The following is a 16,836-nucleotide window of genomic DNA, read 5'->3' as shown; positions in this document are numbered from 1 at the left end:
TGGGCATCGGCGGCGGCGGGTGCGCGACGATCGCGTGTCCGACGCCGGACGGCGGCAAGGTGTCGTTGTGCGGCCAGTTGTATGACGTGCAGACCGGGATGATGATTCGCGATCCGGACGCGGACGGCAGCCCCTGCGAGTCGCCGACGGCGGACGGGCCGTGCTCGCTATCGGTCCAAGTCTACGACCCGCTGGCGTTCGCGGGCAATCCGACCGCCACGCCGCCGCTGCCGGCGGACTTCATCTCAGTCGACAACTGCGGCCACTTCGTGGCGAAAAACGTCATGGTGTCGTTCAGCGGGTTCATGGCGATCGCGGTCGACGATGCCGGCGCGACCGACGCGCGGCGGCTCACCGGCATCGCGTTCCCGGTTCAGGTCGGCGAGGCGCGCAAGGGCCTTCGCGCGTTCAGCCTGGCGTCGTCCACCGATCAGATGTGGACCACGACCGCGGGCGAGCCGTTCGGCAGCGACAAGACCTTCGTGGACAAGGGGGTCTACGGCGTCGTGTTCTTCCACCCCGACGCCGCCACCGGCGCGCCGGTCGAGGGCGTGACCGTCACGGCCGGCGGTACGACCCGCCCGGACGACGACTTCTACTTCTCCGACACGGCGCCGCTTTCGCGCTCGACGGTCGACCCGGCGCTCGACCGCACGGGGCCCAACGGGATGGCGCTGATGGTCAACATCTCCGGCCTCCCCTTCCTGAGCGGCGTCGGCGGCGACATCGGTGACAACTGCGAGTGGCAGTCGGAGTCGGCCGCGTCGATCGCGGGCGTGTTGTTCTTCCGCGAGTCGTTCACCCACGCGGCCGGCGATTTGTCGATGGCGTGCCAGTGACGGCGGCGGGGCGCGACGCATGACCACGAGGGGGACGCGATGACAGCCACGAAAGCCGCCGCGGCGGTCGGGGCGGCGGTCGCCGTCGCGCTCGGCGCGGCCGGACCGGCCGCGGCGGGCAGTCCGCACTCCGGGGTGGACGCCGATCTGTACAAGCCGTCGGTCGACGCGCTCGGCCTGTGGACGCTGGATGCGGCGCAATCGCTGCCGCGCTACGACTTCTCGTTCAAGTTCGGCATCGGGTTCGTCCAATCGCCGCTGAACGTCGCCGTGCCGGGCATCGGCGACACGCCGGACGACACCGCGACCGATCCGGTGCTCAAGTTCACCGTGCCGCTTCACATCACCCTCGCGCTGGCGATCACCAACCGCCTCACGATCGCGTTCGACGGCGGCATGCTGCGCACGAACCCGGACCAGGGCTACGGCGAGCGCGGTCTGTACCGGACCAGCGGCGCGGATCCGTCGACCGGACTCATCTCGCTGCGGCCGGTGAGCAACATCGACCCGAGCGGCGGGTTCGTCGACGAGGGCAAGGTGGTGCCGACGGACGCGCGCGTCGGCTTCAAGTACAAGCTGTTCGACAACCGCCGCATGCAGATCGCGTTGCTGGGTACGCTGAGCCTGCCGTTCGGCGACGAGGAGATGTTCGTCGGCGACGACGGTTTCGTCATCGAGCCCAAGCTGGCCTACGAACGGCGACTCGGCACGGCGAGCCGGCTTTTGTTCAACGCGGGCCTGCGCATTCGCAATCGCAACGTGCTCGAGGCGTACAACGCGGCCGCGCTGCAGACGCCCGACGACGCGGTCGCCGTGCTCGAAGTCGGCTCGGAGGCGATGGCCGGTCTCGGCGTGCAGCTCGCCCTGGCGTCGCGACTGACGGTCGGGGGCGAGTTGACGGCGTTCTACCCGATCCGGTCGCTCACGCTCGAGGGGTGTCGGACCGTCGACGGCCGCAAATGTGGCGCGCTCAAGGATGAGGACTTCTTCGACCCGGACATGCGGGGCGGCGATCCGGCGGCGATGGCGCTGGCCGGCGCGCAGTTTCGCATGACCGCGGACACCAGCTTGCACGTCGCCGGCGGCACCGACCGCCTGATCGGCGACGGCCGCGGCGCCGACTTTCGGGTGATGACCGCGATCGTGTGGCAGCCGACGCCCGAGGGGGCGCGCGTGATCGGCCGCGGCGACGCGGACGGCGACGGCGTTCCCGATCAGATCGACATCTGTCCCGACGAGCCCGAGGACACCGACGGCTATCAGGACGACGACGGCTGCCCGGATCTCGACAACGACGGCGACGGCGTGATCGACGCCGAGGATCAGTGCCGCGACGAGCCGGAGGACCGCGACGGCTACCAGGATGATGACGGCTGTCCCGAGCGCGACAACGACGGCGACGGCGTGCCCGACGTCACCGACCGGTGCCCGGGCGATCCGGAAGACATGGACAAGTTCGAGGACGACGACGGCTGTCCCGACGAGGACAACGACGGCGACGGCATCCCCGATGCGAAGGACCAGTGCCCCAACGAGCCCGAGACGGTCAACGGTACCGATGACACGGACGGCTGCCCGGACGACATCGTCGCCGGCGGCGTCCAGATGGATCCCGGTCGGATCAACCTGGGCGGCTCGCGCATCGAGTTTTCCGGCGCGACCAGCGCCAAGCTCACCAAGGCCGACCGGGCGATCCTCGACGACATCGCGGCGCTGCTCAATCAGCCCGAGTACCGCGACGTGCGGATCCGCATCGAGGTGCACGTACCGCTCGGCACCAAGAGCCGCAACCGGCGGCGCGTTCGCCAGCAGCAGGCGCGCGATCTGCGACTGGCGCAGCAGCGTGCCAACGCGGTCCGAGACTACCTCGTGAGCAAGGGCGTCGATGCGGGACGCCTCCAGGCGGCCGGGCTCGGCTCGCGCCTGCCGATCGTGCAGCCGCCGACCGATCCGCGCAACGCCCGGATCGACTTCATCCGTACGGAGCAGAGGTAGGGAGTGCGCATGACGACGACGATCAAGACGTGGCTGGCCGCGGCGTTCGTCGCGGGGGCGATCGCGCGGCCCGCCGGCGCGCAACCGGGCGCCGATCCGGATCGGGACGAACCGGAGATCGACATCGAGGTGCCGGTCCTCATGCTCGACATCGCGGGCGGCCGCGAGGAGGGGGACGAGGAGATCGACCTGGCCAACGTGGTCCAGTCGGCGGCCAAGGGCGTCACCACGGTGCAGGAGGCGCCGGCCATCGTCACCGTCCTCACCGGGGAGGACATCTACGAGCGCGGGTTCAGCCGCATCGACGACGCGTTCGACACGGTGCCGGGCTGGCTTCGCATCGACGCAATCCACGGCCAGTTCCCGTTCGGTATCGTCCGCGGCACGCTGCAGTCGATGTTGTACATGAACGACGGCATCTCGCTGTTTTCCCCGCTGGAGAACACGGCGAGCGTCGGGCGCGTCATGCCGCTCGAGCTGGTCAAGCGCATCGAGATGGTGACGGGGCCGGGCGGCGTGCTGTGGGGCGCCAACTCGTACATGGGCATCCTCAACGTGATCACCAAGGACGCCGACGACGTCGACGGCGTCGAGGCCGACATCCGCTACGGCGACGGACCGGGCGACCGCGGCGTCATGCGCGGCTACGTGATGGCCGGGCTACCGGAACTGTTCGGCCGCGACGACACGTCGCTGCTGCTGCACGGTTCGTTCGACACCTATATCGGGCCGCGGTTCGAGATGCCGCAGCACCTGTTTTCGACGCCGACGCCGCAGCCCAACTCGCAGGCCGTCTGGGGCGCGCTCACGGCGGCGGACCCGCCGCGGTCGATGTTCTTTCAGGTCAACGGCAAGCTGTCGGTCGGCGCGCTCGACGTGTCGGTGCGCGCGCCGCTGTTCGTCGAGCGCTACACGCCGCTCGGCTTCCCGGGCGTCGTGTCCGTCAAGGATCTGCCGGAGGACACCTGGGACCTCGACGGCGACGGCCAACTCGACTGCTCCTACGTCGATCCGGGGCTCGACGCCGATCGCCGCAATCCGGACGCCTACCGGGGCGACGATCGGTGCGTGGACCGCGGCCGCCTGGGCCGCAAGAACCAGTACACGTGGTTCGACCGGTTCATCACGGCGAGCTACCGCACGCGGTTCGCCGACGGCCGCGCCGGGGCGACGGTGCGCGCCTACGGCGTCCAGTTCCATCGCGCGTACGACCAGCTGCTGGTTCTCGCGCCGACCGCGCTGCTCGAGGGCGGCCTGAGCTTCAAGTGGGACGGCGTGTCGTACCGGACGGGCGCGATCTTCGACGGCGACGTCGAACTGCCCGCGAACCTGCGCCTGCTGTACGGCGCCGAGGCGTTCCGCGAGTGGATGCCGAGCACGGTCACCGACTCGCGCCAGGGGCCGGGCGGCCGAGCGTCGATCGTCGGCCCGGGCGATCTGTCCCGCATCGGCCAGCTACCGTGTCCGCGCCAGCCGGACCCGGAAAACCCCGGGCAGACCATGTTCGTGCCCAATTGCCCGTTGACGTTCCTGTTCGAGACGGACCGCACGGTGCTCGGCGCGTACTTCAACCCGCAGTGGCGGCCGAGCCAGCGGTTCATCCTCGACGGCGGCGTCCGCGTGCAGGCCGCGCCCGACGCCCTGTCGACCCGGAGCTATCCGACGCAGCTCATCTTCTCCGGGGCGGCCGTCGTCGAGCTGGCGAAAGACTGGCACGCCAAGCTCAACTACACCGAGGGCTTCCGGCCGCCGGTGTTCATCAACACCGACTCGAACGGCGCCGCGATCCAGATTCAGGGCAGGCCCGACATCGACGTCGAAAACAGCCAGGCGATTCAGGGCGAGCTGAACGCGCGCCTGTTTCGCGGCAAGCGGAGTCTGCGCGAGGTCAACTTCCGCGCCGACTACAGCTACACGCGCCTGCACAACCTCATCCAGATTGCCGGCGGCGCCTACGACAACGCGGCCGACCGCGGCATCCACTCCGTCGAGTTCCTCGGCAAGGTCTACCTGCGCGGCGGACACCGCGTGGAACTCGCGTACACGTGGCTGCGCGTCAACTCGGCCGACCGCGGGAGGTTCCGCGCCAATCCCGAAAACTGGTTCAACATCGGCGGCGTATACAACCTGATCCCGGATCGCCTGCAGGCGACGACGACGTTGCGCGTGTACGGCGCGATGGAGGACTTCAACCGGATCATCGAGTACCGGCAGCTCGACCGCGATCCGGCGCCGGGCACGCTGCCCGACGAAAATTCGATCGTCGTGCAGCCGTACGAGTTGGTCGCCGACCGGCTGCCGCCGGGCGCCGAGCTGCTGGCGGGCCTGACCTGGTACGACGCGTTCGGCGTCGACCGGCTGCGCGCGCGGGCGTTCGCGTACAACGCCTTCAACACGCGCCACTACTACCCCGACGGCTTCGGCGACTTCGGTCCGCGGTTCGAGTTCCTCCCCAACCCGCGGCCGGACTTCCGCTTCGTCGCGGGCCTCAACTACACGTACTGATCGAGGTTGTGAGATACGAGGCGAGGTGCGGCGCACCCCCGCGGCGCGCGACGGCGCGTATCCACATACGGAAACGCAGGGCGCGAGGACGTACGCCGAGGATCGCCCGCGGATCGCCACCGCGGCCCGTGGCCGTGCGCGACGGCCCCTAGTCGGCGGGTGCCGGCGCCCGCCGATCGCGCGCGGCATACGCCTCGTCGATCGCTTCGAGCAGGCGTTCGCCGTCCACGGGCTTGAGCACGTAGTTGTGGATGCGCCCCTGGGCGGCGGCCCGCTCGATGTCCGGCACGTCGGTGAAGCCGCTGATCAAAATCTTCACCAACTTCGGGTAGCGATCGCCAATGCGATCGAGGAGGTCGAGCCCGGTGAGCCGCGGCATCTTCTGGTCGGTGACCAGGACGGCGAAGTCGCCGGCCTCTAGCCAGGCGAGCGCCTGTTGCGCGTTGCCGGTGCGGTAGACGTCGAACCGGCGCCGCAGGACGCGCTCCAGGAAGTCGAGCATGTCCGGCTCGTCGTCCACGACCAGCACCTTGGGTTTGGCCGACGACGCCATCGTGGCCCATTGTGCGCAATTTCGACGACGTTGCAATCTTTTGAATCCTGCGGAATTTCGCTAGAATGGCGTCGCTTCCGGCGAATCTCGCCCCAGGGCCTCAGGAGAGTTTTGTCCCGCCGCCGCGTCCTCGCGATCTCACAAGACCTCGACCAGCTCCGCCGCATCGTGGCCAATCTCGAACGCGCGGGAGCCGAGGTTGACGCCGTCCGCAGCGCCGACGCGGTCGAAAACGAGATCATCCCGCACCGCTACATCTTCTACGGGCTCGACGATCTCGAGTCGCTCGAGCGGGCGATTCCGCGGCTGCGCGACAAGGCCCACGTCGCGTGCATTCTCAAGGATGGGCGGCTCAACGAACTGACGCGCATCCTCGCGGACCACCGCGTCAACCACGTCATCGTCGGCGACGAACTCGACCGCGGCGTGTTCGTGACCGCGCAGAAGCTGCTCACCGGCGATATCTTCGGCATCGAGAAGTACCTGCCCGAGGGAACGCCGGTCAACTACATCCGATTGCGCGACTTCCAGGGCCGCGGGCAGGCGATCGATCGCATCCTCGAATTCGCCGAGCAGACGAAGATGCGCCGGCAGGTGCGCAGCGCGATCGGCCAGGTGTGCGAAGAACTGTTGATGAACGCGCTGTACGACGCGCCCGTCGACGAGTTCGGCAACCAGGTGTTCGCCGACATCGATCCGCACGACCGCACCGCCACGCGTTCGCCTCGGCCCGTGTCGATCCGGTACGCGGCGACGGACACGCAGTTCGCCGTCGCGGTGCGCGATCGGTTCGGCCGCCTCGCGAAGAACACGATCCTCGCGTACATCAACAAATGCCTGCACTCGTCGCAGCAGATCGACCGCAAGACCTACGGCGCCGGTCTCGGGCTCTACCTGGTGGCGAACGCGGCGGCGAGCTACATCGTCAACGTGGCATACAACATCGCGACGGAGGTCGTCTGCACGTTCGACCGCGGCAAGAAGGTGCCGCTGCGGCTCGTCGGCGTGTTCGTACACCCCGGGCAGGCTGAGATGCTCCGCGACGGGCCGACGCCCGAGACGAACCCGCTGGCCAGACGCGGCGGCTGAACCGCGCGCTCGTCGCGGCAGCCGACGCCGCGCGCACGCGGCCGGCCACGCGTTGGGCCCGGTCGGCGATTCGTTCTAAGATCACCGCTAGATGGCCGAGCGTCCGTTCGGGCCGTATCGCCTCGTGCACCAGATCGCCGTCGGCGGCATGGCCGAGATCCATCTCGCGAAGACCGGCGGGATTGCCGGGTTCGAAAAGTACGTCGCGCTCAAGATGATCCATCCGAACTTCTCGCAGGACGAGCAGTTCATCCAGATGCTCATCGACGAGGCGAAGATCACGGTTCAGCTGCAGCACGTCAACATCGCGCAGACGTTCGACCTCGGCCGCGTCGGCGACACCTACTACATCACGCTCGAGTATGTCGACGGCTGCGATCTGTACCAACTGCTGCGGCGCGCTGCCGAGCGCGACATCGACATGCCGATGGACGTCGCCGCGTTCATCGCCAAAGAGGTTGCCACCGGGCTCGACTACGCGCATCGCAAACGCGACCACAACGGCCGGCCGCTCGGCATCGTCCACCGCGACGTATCGCCGCAGAATGTGCTGCTGTCGCACGCGGGCGAAGTCAAGCTCGTCGACTTCGGCATCGCAAAGGCGACCATGCGCGCCCGCCAGACGGCGGTCGGCGTCATCAAGGGCAAGTACTACTACATGTCGCCCGAGCAGGCGTGGGGCGACACGGTCGACCATCGCAGCGACATCTTCAGCACCGGCATCTTGCTGTACGAGATGCTCACCGGCCGGATGCTGTACCTCGAGGAGGACATGAACCAGCTGCTCGCGATGGTACGCCGAGCCGACATCGCTCCGCCGACGACCCTGCGGCGCGACATCCCGCCGCAGCTCGAGCGGATCGTCATGCATTGCCTGCAAAAGAACCCGGACGACCGATACCGGTCGGCGGCCGAACTGGCGACGGACCTCGAGCGCTTCCTCCACGTGTACTCGCCGGTGTTCTCGGCCAGCAAGCTGGCCAAGTTCATGGCCGACGTGCTGGGCGACGGCCTCACGCCGCCGCCGGTCGAGGAACCGTCGCCGCAGGCGCGCAGCGCGGCGCATATCACGCGCCGGCTCGATCAGTCCGATCTCGTCCGCTCGCGCGACGAGTTCACCGACGAAAACAGCGTCATCTTTCGCGTGCAGGACATGGCGCGCCACATGGCCGGAGCGGACGGCGGCGGGCGGTCGCCGCGGTCCACGACGCGCGAGGTCGACGCATCCGACTTCGACGACGACCGGACGATCATCGACGACGGGCCGCCGGCGTTCGCGGGGGTGGCCGGCGCGGCGGATACGGTGGTCGACGACGAGGACGACGGCACCACCGGAGTGCGCACGCCGGCCGCGCCGGCCTACGACGACGAGGTGACCGTCGCGCGCGCGCCGGCGGGCGCGGCCGGCGGCGACGACCCGCTGGAGGCCGAGACCGTTCGCCACCCGTCGCGCTTGCCGCTGCGGCCGATTCCGCGCGCCCCCGCGCCGCCGACCGCCGCGCTCGACGCGCGCGTGCCGCGTCCGGCGGTGAGCGCGGTGCGCCGGCCCCGGCAGTCGCGCCGCACCCCCGCGGAGGGCGTGCCGGCGGCGGGCGATCGCACGCCGATCGCGGCGCTCATCGAGGAGGCGATCGCCGCCGGCCCGACGCAGACGCGCGAGCCGGGCGCGTTCGCCCCCGACGAGCAGCCGACGGTGGACGCGCTTCCGGCGGCTCTGCGGCGGGGCCGACAGACCGGGGCGCAGCACGCCCCGGGGGCACCGGCAGCCGCGGCCGCGCCGGCGATCGCCTCGGCCGCGGTGCCGCCGCTCGCCGGCGGCGGCGCTCCGGGGATCCCCCCCGCTTTCTCTCCGCCGCCCGGCGCGGGGGCGACGGCGCGGGTGCGCGCGCTCGACGCCGACGCGCTGCCCGATGCGTTCCGGGTGGGCCGGCCGGCCCGCCTGCCGCGCTGGGTGTGGCGCGCTGCGCTCGCGGCCGCCTGCGTGGCCGCCGGCGTCGGCATCGGCGTCGTCGCGCTCGACGGCGGCACGGCGCCGCCGTCCGCCGCGATCGAGGTCGTATCGATCCCGGAGGGCGCGACCGTCACCGTCAACGGCGCGCGGCAGCCGGGCGTGACGCCGCTGGTCGTCGGCGGCGTCCATCCGGGGACTCGCTATCGCATCGAGGTCGAGCGGCCCGGGTTCCGCCGCTGGCAGCGCGACGAGGAGATCCCGGTCGAGGGCGGCCGCGTGACCGTGATCGCCGCGCTCAAGCCGGTGCTCGTGACCCTCCACGTCGAGAGCACGCCGCCGGACGCCGAGGTGTTCCTCAACGGGCGCTCGGTGGGCCGCACGCCGCTGACGCTGTCGGATCTCGACCCCAGCGCGGCCGAGACGATCGAACTGCGCCGTCCGGGGTACCGCCCCGAACGCCGCCGGCTCGACTGGTCCGAGCGCACGGAGCAACGCCAGCAGTTCACCCTGCGCCGGTGAGGTGGTAGGCTGGCGCGGCTCAGGGGGTACCCATGGCCGAACCTGCACCGAAGAAGGCGGTAGTCGGAGAGATCAACACGCTGCTGGGTCGCGGCAGCGAGTTCGAGGGCAAGCTCACGTTCGAGGGCACGGTCCGCATCGACGGAAAACTGTCGGGCGAGGTGTTCTCGGACGACGTGCTGGTCGTCGGCGAGGGCGCCCTCGTCCAGGCCGAGATCGACGTCGGCGAGATCATCATCCAGGGGACGGTCATCGGGAACATCCGGGCCAAGCGCGGCATCGAGATCCACGCGCCGGGCCGGGTCAAGGGCGACCTGACGACCCCCATGCTCCAGATCGACAAGGGCGTCATCTTCGAGGGGCGTTCGTTCATGGAGGGCGTCGCGGGCGGAGCCAAGCCGGCGCCGCCGACGCCGAAGGCGCCGGCCGCCGACGCCCCCAAGCCGGTCAAATAGGCCCCGCCGGGTGGGGCGCGCCGCGGCCGCCGCTTGCGCGGGCGCGGCGCACCGCGGCGCGCGCGGACCGCGCGCCCCGTCCCGGACCGCGCGCCTCGTTTCGGCCGGGCCGCGCGCGCCACGTCCAGCCGGACGGCGCCCCCGAGCGCGCGCGCGCCGTCCCGGCCGCGCCCGAAGCGGCGCGGGTGCGCACGGCATCCCATCTGCGGTTGACACGGCGCGGCGCCCGGTGGTAACAGCGGCCGACCTTTCCGCGTCACGCCCAAGGTACTCGTTTCCCGAGGTTTTCTGAATGTCGTCGAGCGTTTGGCTCGCTGCCGCTTCGGGCGGTGGCCACCCCCTGATCGACCTGGATCTGACGGTCGCCGTCCAGCTCGTGCTGTTCGCCCTCACGGCGCTGGTCGCGACGCGGCTGTTGTTTCGCCCGTACCTCGCGGTGCGCGACGAGCGCATCGCCGGGATCGAGGGCGCGCGCGCCGAGGCGGAGCGAATGAGCGCGCAGGCGGACGCGCAGCTGGCCGACTACGAGACGAAGCTGGCGCAGGCGCGTGCGCGCGCCGAGGAGGAGCGCCGCAAGCTGCGCGCCGAGGCGGCCGCGCACCAGCGCGAGGTGCTCGAGCGGACGCGCGAACGCGCGCTGGCGGCGCAGGCGGAGGCGGCGGCGACGATCGCGCGCGAGACGGAGGCGGCGCGCGCCCAGCTGGCCCCGCGCGCCGACGAGATCGCCCGCGCGATCGCAGCCAGGCTCCTCGGCCGGGAGGTCGCGTGATGCGCCGGCGATGGCTCGGCGCCGCGGCGGCGGTCGCGGTGCTCGCGGTGGCGGCGGTCGCGGCGGCGTCGGGCGGCGAAGCGGCGGCCCATCACGGCGCCGATGCCGCGGCCGGCCACGCGCCCCACATCAACTGGATCAAGTTTTATCCCGGCAAGGGCGAGGGCGGGCCGCCGATGCTCATCGGCCTGCTCAACTTCGCCGTGTTCCTGGCCATCTTGAACAAGATCGCGATCGGCCCGATGCGCCGCTACGTCCGCGCGCGGCACGACGAAATCCGGCTGGCTCTCGAAGAGGGGCGCCGGCTGCGCGAGGAGGCCGAGCGCAAGCTGGCCGAGTACACGCGCAAGATCGCCAACGTCGACGCGGAGGTCAAACAGCTCGTCGAGCAGATCCGCAAGCAGGCGGAGGAGGAGAAGGCGCGTATCCTCGCCGAGGCGGAGCGGCAGGCGGCCGCTCTCGAGCGCGAGGCGAAGGACCGGATTGCCGCCGAGATCGAGCGCAGCCGGCGCGCGCTCGAGCGCGAGGTCGTGGACGCGGCCGTCGCCGCCGCCGCGAAGCTGCTCGCGGACAAGGCGACCGACGCCGATCAACGGCGCCTGGCGGACGAGTTCGTCGCGTCGGTGTCGGCGCGCGCCGCGGCGGCCGCCCCGTCCGAGATCGGAGGTCCCCGATGATCGCTGGAAGCCTGGCCCGCCGCTACGCGCGCGCCGTGTTTGCCATCGGCGTCGAGGACGGCTCGTACGAGCGCCTCGGCCGCGAGATCGCCGCCGTCGCCGACGCGATGCGCGCGTCGGACACGTTGCGCGACGCGCTCACCGCTCCGGTGTTCTCTCGCGCGCAGCGCCGCGCGGTGCTGGAAAAGGTGCTCGAGCGCCTCGGCGCGTCGCGCACCACGCGTAATTTCTGCCTGCTGCTCATCGACCGCGAGCGGATCGCGGCGCTGCCGGACATCGCGCGCGAGCTGGCCGCGATGATCGACGACAAGGCAGGCCGCGTGCGCGCGGTCGTGGCCACCGCCGTGCCGCTGCCGGCCGACGTGGAACAACGACTGCGGGCCGCGCTCGAGAAGGCCAGCGGCAAGACGGTCCACATGACCAAACAGGTCGATCCATCCCTGCTCGGCGGCGTCGTCGCCCAGCTCGGGGACACGCGCTACGACGGCAGCCTGCGCACGCAGCTCGACCGGATGCGCCAAGCCCTCGTGAAATAACGCGGCGGGAAGCAACTCGGAAAGCCACACACCATGCAGATTCGAGCCGAAGAAATCAGCGACATCATTCGCAGCGAGATCGAGAACTACGACAAGAAGGTCGAAGTCTCCGAGACGGGCACCGTGCTCACGAGCGGTGACGGCATCGCCCGCGTGTACGGCCTGCGGTCGGCGATGGCCGGCGAGCTGCTCGAGTTCGAGGGCAGCGGCGGCCAGAAGGTCGCCGGCATGGTCCTCAACCTCGAGGAGGACAACGTCGGCGTCGCGCTGCTCGGCCACTTCGAGGCCATCCGCGAGGGCGACAAGGTGCGGCGCACCGGCAAGATCGTCCAGGTGCCGGTCGGCGATGCGCTGCTCGGCCGCGTCGTCAACGCGATCGGCGAGCCGATCGACGGCGGCAAGCCGATCGAGACGAACGAGTACCGCAAAGTCGAGATCAAGGCGCCCGGGATCGTGGCGCGCAAGTCGGTCCACGAGCCGTTGCAGACCGGGCTCAAGGCGATCGACTCGATGATTCCGATCGGTCGCGGCCAGCGCGAGCTGATCATCGGCGACCGGCAGACCGGCAAGACCGCGGTCGCGATCGACACCATCCTCAATCAGAAGGGGCAGAACGTCCACTGCTTCTACGTCGCGATCGGCCAGAAGCAGTCCACCGTCGCCGCCGTCGTCGACCGGCTCAAGAAGGCCGGCGCGATGGAGTACACGACGGTGGTCGCGGCGACCGCCTCCGAGCCGGCGCCGCTGCAGTTCATCGCACCGTACGCGGGCGTGACGATGGCCGAGTACTACCGCGACAGCGGCCGCCACGCGCTGATCGTGTACGACGATCTGTCCAAGCAGGCGGTGGCGTACCGGCAGATGTCGCTGCTGTTGCGGCGGCCGCCGGGGCGCGAGGCGTACCCGGGCGACGTGTTCTACCTGCACAGCCGGCTGCTCGAGCGCGCCGCGAAGCTCAGCGACGACCTCGGAGCCGGCAGCCTCACCGCATTGCCGATCATCGAGACCCAGGCGGGCGACGTGTCGGCGTACATTCCCACGAACGTCATCTCGATTACCGACGGCCAGATCTACCTCGAAACCGACCTGTTCTACTCCGGCATCCGCCCCGCGGTGAACGTCGGCCTGTCGGTGTCCCGCGTCGGCGGCGCGGCGCAGACCAAGGCGATGAAGAAGGTCGCCGGCAAGCTGCGGCTGGAGCTGGCGCAGTACCGCGAGATGGCCGCGTTCGCCCAGTTCGGCTCCGACTTGGACAAGGCGACCCAGGCGCAGCTGGCCCGCGGCGAGCGCATGACCGAGCTGCTGAAGCAGGCGCAGTACTCGCCGCTGGCGATGGAGGAGCAGGTCGTCGTGCTGTTCGCGGGCACCAACGGGTTCGTCGACGATTATCCGGTGAGCGTGCTGGGCCGCTACGAGCGGGAGATGCTCGAGTTCATGCGCAGTAGCAAGAAGGACCTTCTCGACACGCTGCGGTCGACCGGCGTGCTCGACGATGCCATGGACAAGAAGCTGCGCGACGCGCTCACCGAGTTCGCCAAGCAGTTCTCCGTCGACAGCAAGGACTAAGTCGCCGTGCCGTCGCTCAAGGCCATTCGCAAGCGCATCGGGTCGGTCAAGAACACCCAAAAAATCACCCGCGCGATGAAGCTCGTCGCCGCCGCGAAGTTGCGGCGCGCGCAGGATGCGATCGTCGCGGCGCGGCCTTATGCGGTCGAACTCATGAACGTCATCGGCGACCTCGCCGAGCGCACGGACCGCGCGGCGCATCCCCTGCTCGATCCGCGCGACGGCGGCAAACGGGCACACCTCGTGGTGCTCACGTCGGACCGCGGGCTCGCGGGCGCGTTCAACGCGAACGTGTGCCGGCGCGTGGAGCAGTGGGTTCGCGAGGAGTCCGGCCCGTACGAGGACGTGTCGCTGTACGCGATCGGCCGCAAGGGCAACGAGTACTTCAAGCGGCGCGACTACCGCCTCGTCGGGTTCGAGCACGCGCCCACTCCGCAGTCGGCGCTCGAGGCCAGCCGCGAGCTGGCCAACCGGTTCATCGAACTGTACGAAACCAACGAGACCGACCGGGTGTTTCTCGTCTACAACGAGTTCAAGTCGGCGATCTCGCAGCGCGTCGTCGTCGAGCAATTGTTGCCGGTCGTGCCGCGGCCGCTACCGGACGACGCGCCGCCGACGGATTTCATCTACGAGCCGAGCAAGGACGAACTGCTCGCGCACGTGATGCCGCTGTACGTGCAAGTCGAGATTTACCGGTCGCTCCTCGAGTCGGTCGCATCCGAACTCGGTGCGCGGATGTCGGCGATGGACAGCGCCACGCGCAACGCGACCGAAATGATCGGCAAGCTCACGCTCCAGTACAACCGCGCCCGCCAGGCAGCCATCACCAAGGAGCTGCTCGAGATCATCGGCGGCGCCGAAGCCCTCAAAGGATAGACGCAGTCATGGCAACTACCGCACAGTCCCTCGGCAAGATCACGCAGGTCATCGGTCCGGTGGTCGACGTCGCGTTCGAGACCGCCGAGCTGCCCGAGATCGGCACCGCTTTGTTCATCACGAACCCGGCGATCGACGACGAGCCGGACAACCTCGTCGTCGAGGTCGCTCAGCACCTCGGCGAAAAGACCGTGCGCACGATCGCGATGGACACCACCGACGGCCTCGTGCGCGGTATGCCGGTGAAGAACTCGCACGCGCCGATCTCGATGCCGGTGGGGCGCGAGGTGCTCGGTCGCATCCTCAACGTCGTCGGCAAGCCGGTGGACGGCCGCGGCCCGGTCGACGCGAAGAAGTACGATCCGATCCATCGGCCGCCGCCGCGGTTCGTCGATCAGGACACCAAGGTCGAGGCGTTCGAGACGGGCATCAAGGTCATCGACATGCTTGCGCCTTATCGGCGCGGCGGAAAGATCGGCCTGTTCGGCGGCGCGGGCGTCGGCAAGACCGTGTTGATCATGGAGCTGATCAACAACGTCGCCAAGAAACACGGCGGGTTCTCCGTGTTCGCGGGCGTCGGCGAGCGCACGCGCGAGGGCAACGACCTGTGGGTCGAGATGCAGGAGTCGAAGCTGTCCGACGGCAGCCCGGTGTTGTCGAAGGCGGCGCTGATCTACGGGCAGATGAACGAGCCGCCCGGCGCCCGCGCGCGCGTCGCGTTGAGCGCGCTGACGGTCGCAGAGCACTTCCGCGACGTCGAGAAGCAGGACGTTTTGCTGTTCATCGACAACATCTTCCGGTTCACGCAGGCCGGTTCGGAGGTGTCGGCACTGCTCGGCCGCATCCCGAGCGCCGTCGGCTACCAGCCGACGCTGGCGACCGAGATGGGCGAGCTGCAGGAGCGCATCACCTCCACCAAGGAGGGGTCGATCACGTCGGTGCAGGCGATCTACGTCCCGGCCGACGACCTCACCGACCCGGCGCCGGCGACCGCGTTCGCCCACCTCGACGCCACCACCGTGTTGTCGCGCCAGATCGCCGAGCTGGGGATCTACCCGGCGGTGGATCCGCTCGACTCGACGTCGACGATTCTCGCGCCAGACGTGGTCGGGCTCCGGCACTACCAGCTCGCGCGCGAGGTGCAGGGCGTCCTTCAGCGGTACAAGGACCTGCAGGACATCATCGCCATCCTCGGCATGGACGAACTGTCCGAAGAGGACAAGATGATCGTTGCGCGCGCCCGCAAGATCGCGCGCTTTTTGTCGCAGCCGTTCCACGTCGCCGAGCAGTTCACCGGCACGCCGGGCGTCTACGTCGAGATCGCCGATACGCTGCAGGCGTTCGAAGAGATCCTCGCCGGCAAGCACGACGACATCCCCGAGCAGGCGTTCTACATGCGTTCGGGCATCGACTCGGTGCTCGAGAAGGCCGAGGAACTCAAGAAGGCGGCCTAGCCGATGGCGTCCCACGACACGGCACTCGCGATTCCGGGCCAGATGCGCGTCGTCGTCGTCACGCCGCGACGCGAGGTGGCGCGGCAGGACGTCACGTCGATCACCGCGGCGGGCGCCAACGGCGAGGTGCAGATCCTGCCGGGGCACATTCCGTACCTGGCACTGCTGCGCACCGGGGTGCTCGTCTTGGAGACGGCGTCCGGACGCCATGTGTGGGCGCACGGTCCCGGGTTGCTCGAAGTCGGGGCACACGGCCACGTGGAAGTTCTGGTCGAGCAGGTCGCCGAGGCCGGCGAGATCGACCCCGACGCGGCGCGCGCCGAGTTGGCCGCAGTCGAGGCGGAGCTCAAGCAGGTCGAGGTTGCCGTGGGCGCCACGTGGCAGAACCTCGACGCGCGGCGCGCGTGGGCGCTCGCGCAGCTCGACGCCGCCTCGCGCGCGTGAGGCGGCGCGGCGGGTCACCGCAGCGGCGACGATTCGACCGGAATGCGCCGCCGGGCGGTGGCTCCCGCGACCTGGACGGTCACCTCCACGGCACCGCTCGCGGGGCTCCGCACGCGGACGCTCGCGGCGCTCGGGCAGCGGCCCAGCATGTGGTTGCAGCGGCCCACCACGTCGCCGCCCTCGACGGACCAGGTCGGTGAGTCCCCGAGCAGCAAGTCGTGCCCGTCGCGGTCGTAGGCGCGCACCGCCAACACGGCGACGGATTGCGGCGCCAGCTCGGCGGGGCCCTCGATTTCGAGGCGATGAATCGGCCGCACGCGCACGGTCACGCGCCCGGTTGCGCACTTCAGGGTGACGTCGCCGGCCGCGACCGCGTGAAACGTGCTGCTGGCAGCGGGATCGCGAAACCGGATCGGCCCGGTCTCCACGCGCCGGTCGCAGTCTCGGATGCGCGTCAGGTCGGTGACGCGAGCGCCCTCGGCGACGTAGTAGACGGCCCCGGTCTGCGCACACGCCGTTCCGGTCGCTGCGATCGCCAGTCCCACGACCATCCACTCCGCGTGCCCGGTCAGCGAGCGTCCGCTCACGCCGCGACCCTATCATTTGCG

15 protein-coding genes are annotated in these 16,836 nt (G+C 70.0%); 13 read left to right on the top strand and 2 right to left on the bottom strand.

Features of this window, described 5'->3' with window-relative positions; all coding sequences use genetic code 11:
- From D6689_11505 to D6689_11495, 3 genes are all read left to right on the top strand, one after another.
- A partial coding sequence (locus tag D6689_11505) for a hypothetical protein (protein ID RMH41306.1) occupies positions 1-839 on the top strand: 839 nt, incomplete at its 5' end.
- A 39-nt stretch (positions 840-878) separates the two neighbouring features.
- Positions 879-2,834, top strand: a complete 1,956-nt coding sequence (locus tag D6689_11500; protein RMH41305.1) for a hypothetical protein — start codon at positions 879-881, stop codon at positions 2,832-2,834.
- 9 nt (positions 2,835-2,843) lie between these two features.
- Positions 2,844-5,339 carry a hypothetical protein gene (locus D6689_11495; protein ID RMH41304.1) on the top strand — a complete coding sequence of 832 codons (2,496 nt, stop codon included), beginning with the start codon at positions 2,844-2,846 and terminating at the stop codon, positions 5,337-5,339.
- 148 nt (positions 5,340-5,487) lie between these two features.
- On the opposite strand, the gene D6689_11490 is transcribed toward D6689_11495, so the two are convergent.
- Complete coding sequence (locus tag D6689_11490; GenBank protein RMH41303.1) at positions 5,488-5,892, bottom strand: response regulator; 405 nt, start codon at positions 5,890-5,892, stop codon at positions 5,488-5,490.
- A 111-nt stretch (positions 5,893-6,003) separates the two neighbouring features.
- Between D6689_11490 and D6689_11485 the strand changes: the two genes are divergently transcribed.
- From D6689_11485 to D6689_11440, 10 genes are all read left to right on the top strand, one after another.
- The gene (locus D6689_11485) at positions 6,004-6,981 is read left to right on the top strand and encodes a hypothetical protein (protein RMH41302.1); all 978 of its coding nucleotides are present in this window, start codon (positions 6,004-6,006) and stop codon (positions 6,979-6,981) included.
- A gap of 91 nt (positions 6,982-7,072) precedes the next feature.
- Entirely contained in the window at positions 7,073-9,451 is a 2,379-nt protein-coding gene (locus tag D6689_11480; protein RMH41301.1) for a PEGA domain-containing protein, read from the top strand.
- Positions 9,452-9,483: 32 nt separating this feature from the next.
- The gene (locus D6689_11475; protein ID RMH41300.1) at positions 9,484-9,906 is read left to right on the top strand and encodes a polymer-forming cytoskeletal protein; all 423 of its coding nucleotides are present in this window, start codon (positions 9,484-9,486) and stop codon (positions 9,904-9,906) included.
- A gap of 292 nt (positions 9,907-10,198) precedes the next feature.
- Positions 10,199-10,675 carry a hypothetical protein gene (locus D6689_11470; GenBank protein ID RMH41299.1) on the top strand — a complete coding sequence of 159 codons (477 nt, stop codon included), beginning with the start codon at positions 10,199-10,201 and terminating at the stop codon, positions 10,673-10,675.
- Positions 10,675-11,352: a hypothetical protein gene (locus D6689_11465; GenBank protein RMH41298.1), complete on the top strand. Its 678-nt coding sequence runs from the start codon at positions 10,675-10,677 to the stop codon at positions 11,350-11,352. Before D6689_11470 ends, D6689_11465 begins: the two co-directional genes overlap by 1 nt.
- Positions 11,349-11,888, top strand: coding sequence for a F0F1 ATP synthase subunit delta (locus tag D6689_11460; GenBank protein ID RMH41297.1), 540 nt, complete (start codon positions 11,349-11,351; stop codon positions 11,886-11,888). The genes D6689_11465 and D6689_11460 overlap by 4 nt, the downstream gene beginning before the upstream one ends.
- Before the next feature lie 33 nt (positions 11,889-11,921).
- Positions 11,922-13,454, top strand: coding sequence for a F0F1 ATP synthase subunit alpha (locus D6689_11455; GenBank protein RMH41296.1), 1,533 nt, complete (start codon positions 11,922-11,924; stop codon positions 13,452-13,454).
- A 6-nt stretch (positions 13,455-13,460) separates the two neighbouring features.
- Entirely contained in the window at positions 13,461-14,330 is an 870-nt protein-coding gene (gene atpG / locus D6689_11450) for an ATP synthase F1 subunit gamma (GenBank protein RMH41295.1), read from the top strand.
- A gap of 8 nt (positions 14,331-14,338) precedes the next feature.
- Positions 14,339-15,784, top strand: coding sequence for a F0F1 ATP synthase subunit beta (gene atpD / locus D6689_11445; GenBank protein ID RMH41294.1), 1,446 nt, complete (start codon positions 14,339-14,341; stop codon positions 15,782-15,784).
- A 3-nt stretch (positions 15,785-15,787) separates the two neighbouring features.
- Entirely contained in the window at positions 15,788-16,228 is a 441-nt protein-coding gene (locus D6689_11440; protein ID RMH41293.1) for a F0F1 ATP synthase subunit epsilon, read from the top strand.
- 14 nt (positions 16,229-16,242) lie between these two features.
- Here D6689_11440 and D6689_11435 read toward each other — a convergent pair whose 3' ends face one another.
- Complete coding sequence (locus D6689_11435) at positions 16,243-16,815, bottom strand: hypothetical protein (GenBank protein RMH41292.1); 573 nt, start codon at positions 16,813-16,815, stop codon at positions 16,243-16,245.
- Positions 16,816-16,836: the final 21 nt, after the last annotated feature.

The sequence above is a fragment of the Deltaproteobacteria bacterium genome, from assembly GCA_003696105.1.
Taxonomy (GTDB): Bacteria; Myxococcota_A; Polyangia; order Haliangiales; family J016; genus J016.
Note: the sequence above shows the minus strand (reverse complement) of the source record. Positions and strands in the feature narration are given on the sequence as shown.

What these genes read in the sequence shown, in the direction of transcription:
- D6689_11465 (RMH41298.1), top strand. Translation starts at nt 10,675, where the DNA reads ATGCGCCGGCGATGGCTCGGCGCCGCGGCGGCGGTCGCGGTGCTCGCG.
- atpD (RMH41294.1), top strand. Translation starts at nt 14,339, where the DNA reads ATGGCAACTACCGCACAGTCCCTCGGCAAGATCACGCAGGTCATCGGT.
- D6689_11470 (RMH41299.1), top strand. Translation starts at nt 10,199, where the DNA reads ATGTCGTCGAGCGTTTGGCTCGCTGCCGCTTCGGGCGGTGGCCACCCC.
- D6689_11500 (RMH41305.1), top strand. Translation starts at nt 879, where the DNA reads ATGACAGCCACGAAAGCCGCCGCGGCGGTCGGGGCGGCGGTCGCCGTC.
- D6689_11455 (RMH41296.1), top strand. Translation starts at nt 11,922, where the DNA reads ATGCAGATTCGAGCCGAAGAAATCAGCGACATCATTCGCAGCGAGATC.
- D6689_11475 (RMH41300.1), top strand. Translation starts at nt 9,484, where the DNA reads ATGGCCGAACCTGCACCGAAGAAGGCGGTAGTCGGAGAGATCAACACG.
- D6689_11480 (RMH41301.1), top strand. Translation starts at nt 7,073, where the DNA reads ATGGCCGAGCGTCCGTTCGGGCCGTATCGCCTCGTGCACCAGATCGCC.
- D6689_11495 (RMH41304.1), top strand. Translation starts at nt 2,844, where the DNA reads ATGACGACGACGATCAAGACGTGGCTGGCCGCGGCGTTCGTCGCGGGG.
- D6689_11440 (RMH41293.1), top strand. Translation starts at nt 15,788, where the DNA reads ATGGCGTCCCACGACACGGCACTCGCGATTCCGGGCCAGATGCGCGTC.
- D6689_11460 (RMH41297.1), top strand. Translation starts at nt 11,349, where the DNA reads ATGATCGCTGGAAGCCTGGCCCGCCGCTACGCGCGCGCCGTGTTTGCC.
- D6689_11490 (RMH41303.1), bottom strand. Translation starts at nt 5,892, where the DNA reads ATGGCGTCGTCGGCCAAACCCAAGGTGCTGGTCGTGGACGACGAGCCG.